Below are 6,170 nucleotides of genomic sequence, written 5' to 3' on the forward strand. Positions count from 1 at the left end.
ATTTCCAATGGCGTTAACAGTCAATACCAACATCCCCAGTTTGACCGCGCAACGTAATTTGGGCCACAGCAACGACTTGTTGGCCAAGTCGTTGGAGCGTCTGTCATCCGGTCTTCGAGTCAACCGTTCAGCGGACGACGCAGCCGGATTGTCGATTGCGACCAAGCTGAGCTTTCAGTCCCGAGGCCTGCGTGTGGCTGTGCGGAATGCCGGCGATGCCGGATCCCTGGTCAACACGGCGGAAGGCGCATTCAATGTCGCGACCAACATCATCGGCCGGTTGCGTGAGTTGGCCGTGCAAGCAGCCAGCGATACCAATACGGCGTCCGATCGTTCAACCTTGCACGGTGAGTCTGCCTTGCTGGTTGCGGAATTAAATCGGTTGGCCGGTACGACAGAGTTCAACGGTGCATCCTTGCTGGACGGTTCGTTTTCATCCGGCAAGATTCAGGTCGGCGCCAACGCCGACCAAACGATCTCCTTCTCGTTGGGTGACGTGCGCGCAGCCCAGCTCGGAAAGTTTGCGGCTTTTTCCGTGAACATTGAAAATGGGATCGGGTCAGCCGGTGCGAGTGAACAGAGTGGTTACGGCGCCATCACAGCGGGCGAATTTAATATCAACGGTCAGTTGGTTGGAGCGACCACGGCCACGGACGATCAAGTCTCAGTGCTGGAGCTGTTTTACAACCAGACCGGCGGTACCCTCCAGTTAGGCGATGGTACGGTCGGAGCATCCGGAGCAACCGCGTCGGCCAGCGTGGCGGCAGGCGGAGGAACCTCGGCGACCAGCAACAACATCGCCGTCCAGCTGGCGACGGGCGTCGGAAGCCTCTACATCAACGGGACGGCGATCACCAGCCTAGCCAACGTGAGCGGCACGTCCATCCACTCAGGAAGCAGCGCGGCGTATACGACGAACAGCCAGTTCGTATCGGCATTCGTGGCCAAGATCAATGCAGCCGGGATCACGAATGTCACGGCACGGCAGAACACCGACGGGTCCACGTACGCATTGGTCGCCACCAAAGGGACCGATCTCAAGTTGTCGTACCTCAATGCCACGTCAGCCGGGTCGCAGTTGAGCAGTGTCGGTTTAGCGAGCCAGGCGGTGGGGTCAGGCACTGCCGCGAGCGAGGTCAGCAATTATAACGGCCAATCCGGCGCGATTGCCAAGGCGGCGGCCATCAATAATGTGAGGGGGAAGACCGGAGTGGCTGGGGTAGCCATTACGAACTCGTTTTCCCAAACCACAACCGTTGGTGCCGGCACACTTGCGGCTAATGAGCTCTTCGTCAACGGTTTCGCAATCGATGCGACGGCTAATGTTGCAGCCGGCGATAGCACGGGCGTCTTGCGGGCGGCGATTAACGCCAAGACGGCCTCTACAGGGGTGACCGCGGCCGTGAATAGCTCGGGGGGATTAGTCCTGTCAGCCGCAGACGGGAGAAATATCTCGGTATTCTCGGGGAGCGCCAATGCAACCACCATTACCGGTGCGAGCCAGGGCGTCAATCAGTATCGTGGCGCCGTCAGGTTGACGTCGCAGGCTGATGTCAGTTTCTCCGGGAGAACCACGGACTTCGGCGCAGCCACTACGGGTGTGCCCTACACGACGAACCTCACCAATTCGTTGGCTGTGTTGGACATCACGACACAAGACGGCGCCAATACGGCGATTCTGTCTCTCGACGCGGCCCTTGCGCAGATCAGCAAGGTGCGGTCCGACGTTGGAGCCTTGACGAGCCGGTTGGAGCTGACGACACAGGCCCTGACGGTGTCCGCTGAGAATCAGGAAGCAGCGGCGGCCCGGATCAAGGACGCGGACTTCGCCTACGAAACGGCGCAATTCACGCGAAACCAGATCCTGGTGCAGGCCGGTACGGCGATTCTGTCGCAGGCGAACAGCACCTCGCAGATTGCGCTACAGCTTCTGAAGTAGCACGCCACAGAGGGAGGAGGCGCGGGCTCACTGGCCCGCGCCTCCGTTCTGCTGCACTATGAGGTATCACCATGGTTGAAAAAATCGATGGAAATGTCCCTGGCGCGATTCAGCCTCGTCCGGTCGAGCGCGCCAATGTCCCGGAGGCGAAGACCCCGCCGGTCACGAAGCAGGCGCCGGTGGTCGCGTCGCCATCGTACGATTTCCAGTTCCGCGTGAATACCGAAACGCAGGAAATCACGGCCTTCGTCGTCGATCCGCAAACCAGAGCGGTGATTCGAGAAATTCCAGCCAAAGAGATGCGTGCCGCGTCCGATGTGATCAGAAGCCTGATCGGGCCGAGGATTGATCGGGTCGTGTAATCAGGATGCTGAAAACGTCCGTCCGCTTCGTTCCCTGCCTTCGCCGAAGCGGCTTCGTGCTGGCAGGTAGGCTCATCGAAATCCACAACGTGCCCCAGAACACAACGTCGAGCGATGAACGCTGAGTGCTGAACGTAAAAGCCAGGACTTCGTAGGTCCATCGTTCATCGTTTGCTTCGCGGCCTTGCTGACGAACGTTGTGAGCATCCTGCTGGGTAGGCAATTGTTGCCTCAGATGTGTCGGCCATCGACGTTCCAAAACCTCGATCTTCGGAACTCAAACCTTCGCCTGTCTCGCGTGGTTGCTAATCCCTTAAGTTTCTTCGCTCCCTACCGATAAAGATAGGGAGAGGGGAGCAGACATATGGGTATTACCTCATCCGGCCTATCTTCCGGAATCAATTACGAGCAACTCATCCAGCAAGTGCAAGACTCCCAGCGGCGTCCCGTTGAACTCTTGAAGACCAGGCAGGCTGGCTACCAGAAAGAAATCACTGCGGTGGCGAGCGTCAGCACGAAGCTCTCCACTCTGTTGGCCGTGGCCAGTTCCGTCAACAATCCGGCAAATTTCAATGTGAATACCGTGGCGGTCGGGAAGACGACGGCGGGTGTCTCCCTCTTGACGGCGACCGCCAACAGCACGGCAACGAAGGGGACCTATGCCGTAGCGGTCAAGCAATTAGCCCAGGCAGGCAAGCTGGCAGCCAATGGATTCGTCGACCAGAACGCGTCGTCCGTGGCGAGCGCCGACGGGACCTTCAGGTTCAAGGTCGGTACGGCTGGAACAGAATATAGCGTGGCTGTATCCGCCAGTACGACGCTACAGTCTCTGCGCGATGCGATCAATGCAAAGGGCGGCAGTGTCACGGCCTCTATCATCAACGACGGAACAGGCTCCAATCCCTATCGGCTCATTCTCGCCACCAATGAGAATGGCGCCTCGAACAGCATCACCATCACGAATAACGATACGACGTTGGATTTCACGAACAAGAAGGTTGAGGCCGCGTATGCCTTTACTGGAAATAGTTTTGCCGGCACGATTACCTCGAATGCCGGCAATAATTATACGGGCTCGACGAACAAGACCTTTCTCATTCAGGCTGTCGCCGGCGGGGCGCCTGGCGTCGCTACGTACAAGTATTCCATCGATGGGGGTCTGACCTACTTGGGGTACGGGGGCGCGGCCTATAGCGCGACAGCCGGCACCGACACCTCCGGAGGCGGGATTACGGCGGCTACGGTTGCCGCGGCGATCGACGGTTCCGGCACCACGAACGAAGGTGTCCAGATCGACTTCGGGGCGACGGGCACGCTAGTCGCCGGCGACAGGTTTTCTGTGGATGTGTTCGCGCCGACACTTCAAGCAGGGCAAGATGCCGTGGTGGTTGTGGACGGCACCACATACACGAAATCGAGCAACCTCGTCACGGATATCATTCAAGGCGTGACGTTGAATCTGCTGCAAGCGGATGCCACGAACGGTGTGATCCTCTCGGTCTCGTCCAACGCATCCGGCGCCACGGAGAAGATTAAGAATTTTGTGACGGCCTATAACGAATTCAATACGTTTCTCAATGAGCAGCTCAATTTCAATGCCAATAGCACTCAGCCCAGTGCCTTGCTCGGAGATCCGACCCTGCGTGCGATTCAAAAGAAATTGAAGGATATCATCAGTGGCCAGATTCCAGGCCTCACCACGGGGAAGGCCAATCTGTCTCAGATCGGCATTACGTCGAATAGCAAGACCGGTGTGCTCTCGGTGGATGAAGGCGCATTGTCCACGGCCATCAGCTCAGATCCGGAGGGTGTACGGAGGCTGTTCCTCGGCATGGGCACGCCGAGCAATAGTGCCGTGACCTTCGTCGGCCTGAGTGCCACGACGTCAGCCGGGCGTTATGGGCTGAACATTACGACGGCGCCACAGAAAGCCATTCTTGGAGGCTCCACGGATGTGACGGTTCAGGACCTGTCATCGACCGGATTGACGAGCGCCGAAGCCTTGAGTTTTAGCTATAGCGGCGACTACAGCGCAGCGATTCCCACGACGACATCTTTCACCGTCTCACTGAGCGCAGGCCAGAGAATTAACGATATCGTCAACACGTTAAATAGCGCATTTGCGACGAATCATGTGGGCCTGTCGGCTTCAAACGACGGAGGACGGCTCAAAATCACGTCGAAAGACTATGGGTCGGACGTCCGTTTTACGGTCGTGTCCGATCAAGCCGGCGTCACACAAACGGGCATCGGCTCAGTCGGACGGACGGCGCAGGGAGCCGATATTGCAGGCACGATTAACGACCATTCGGCAACAGGCCGTGGGAATGTGCTGAAAAGCAACTCGCGATTTGGGGAAGACGGTCTGTCGATCAGCACGGAAAGCACGTCGACCGGGCTGTTCGGCACCATTGCCGTCACGCGGGGCGTCGGGGACCAGCTCGTGTCATCTCTGGCTTCCTATACCGATCCGACCGTCGGCATCCTGACGTCAAAATCCAAGGGGCTGCAAGGCACCGTGGATCGGCTCAAGAAGGACATTGAAAAGTTTAATGCCCGTATCGATCAAGAGGGGGAGCGGTTCCGCGACCAACTCGTTCGATTGGAGTCGCTGCTCAGCAAATTTAAAGCGACCAGCAATTATTTGACGAATCAACTCGATAATCTGCCAAAAATCGGGGGGTAACATGAACCGTTCAAATCCTGATGGAGGATACTTGTGAGCGTATCGAATAACCCCAATGCCATTGCGATGTATATGGCCGGCAATGTGACCCAGTCCGATCCGGCGCAGATCATCGTGCTGCTGTATGAGGGCGCGATTTATCGGATCGGGCAGGCCTTACAGGAGATCGAGAAGCAGAATACCCTGGCCTCGGGTATTGCCCTCTATCGAGCCTTGGCCATCATCGGCGAACTGCGCAAGTCGCTCAATCTCGAAGAGGGGGGCGAGATCGCACGGAACCTGGACCGACTCTACCTCCATATGCACGAGGAGTTGGTCAAGGGACATCTGGCGAAACAGGCACAACCGCTGGAACGGGTCCGTACCCTGTTGACCGATCTCAATAGCTCATGGAGGCAGGTAGCCGTTCAAGTGAAGACGATCATCGATGCCGGAGCAGGCGCACCGCCTCCTCCCGTCATGCCGGCCGGTCTCTCGGCTTACGCGCAGCCAGACACCGCTCCCAGGCTGGCACTCAAAGCCTGAAGGGATAGGACGTTTCGAGTTTTTTTGATTCGAGCTCCGAAACCTGAAACTCGGAATTAGGAACCGGGTTTATTGTCAGTAACCTACGACGCCATGATGAGGACACGATGATTTCGTTGCAGGGACTCGAAGCGCAGTACCGGGCGTTTATCGGGCAGTTAGAACAGAGTGAGGCGTCGATTGCCAGCCAAGACCTGGAGAGCCTGGAAGTGTCTGTCCGGGCGATCGACCAGGCGTTGATTCGGTTGGCTCAGGTGTCCGCTCAACTCGCGGGGCGGCCCATGTTGCCGGGTGAAGACAAGGCTTGGGAAAGTCTCGCCGATGTGATGCGGCAGGCCTTGGTCCATGCCGAGCAAAATCGCGAGCAGATTCAGCGGTGGATCGGCCGGACACAAGAGACCTTGGCGCATATGAGTACCGGTGGGCGAGCTGTGAACGGGTATGCCGCGTCCAGAATGCCGAACTCCGTGGAGTTTCTCAGCGCGCGAGGGTGAGTGAGCGGGGACAGGACAGGACGCGTGAAGCGTATCTCGTTGAGGATAAGAGCGTATGGCTAGTGGCTTATAGCTGGTAGCAAAGACGCCCACTCTCCATTTCTGACCATACGCTATTGGCTATACGCCATATGCTCTTTTCTTTGGACGAGATACGAACGACG

General features: G+C 57.8%; 5 protein-coding genes. All 5 read left to right on the forward strand.

The genetic code is table 11. From position 1 onward, the window contains the following. The first annotated feature begins 7 nt into the window (after positions 1-7). The 5 genes from Q7U76_13475 (at position 8) to Q7U76_13495 (ending at position 6,006) form a co-directional block, all read left to right on the forward strand. Positions 8-1,939, forward strand: a complete 1,932-nt coding sequence (locus tag Q7U76_13475; protein MDO8357396.1) for a flagellin — start codon at positions 8-10, stop codon at positions 1,937-1,939. A 71-nt stretch (positions 1,940-2,010) separates the two neighbouring features. Next, complete coding sequence (locus Q7U76_13480; protein ID MDO8357397.1) at positions 2,011-2,301, forward strand: flagellar protein FlaG; 291 nt, start codon at positions 2,011-2,013, stop codon at positions 2,299-2,301. Positions 2,302-2,665: 364 nt separating this feature from the next. Further along, on the forward strand, positions 2,666-4,987 hold the full coding sequence (gene fliD, locus Q7U76_13485) for a flagellar filament capping protein FliD (GenBank protein MDO8357398.1): 2,322 nt from the start codon (positions 2,666-2,668) through the stop codon (positions 4,985-4,987). A 33-nt stretch (positions 4,988-5,020) separates the two neighbouring features. Then, positions 5,021-5,512 carry a flagellar export chaperone FliS gene (gene fliS / locus Q7U76_13490; protein MDO8357399.1) on the forward strand — a complete coding sequence of 164 codons (492 nt, stop codon included), beginning with the start codon at positions 5,021-5,023 and terminating at the stop codon, positions 5,510-5,512. 107 nt (positions 5,513-5,619) lie between these two features. After that, positions 5,620-6,006 (forward strand): hypothetical protein, encoded by a 387-nt coding sequence (locus Q7U76_13495; protein MDO8357400.1) that lies wholly within the window; start codon positions 5,620-5,622, stop codon positions 6,004-6,006. The last annotated feature ends 164 nt before the right edge of the window (positions 6,007-6,170 follow it).

Source organism: Nitrospirota bacterium, assembly GCA_030645475.1.
In the GTDB taxonomy this organism is placed as follows: domain Bacteria; phylum Nitrospirota; class Nitrospiria; order Nitrospirales; family Nitrospiraceae; genus Palsa-1315.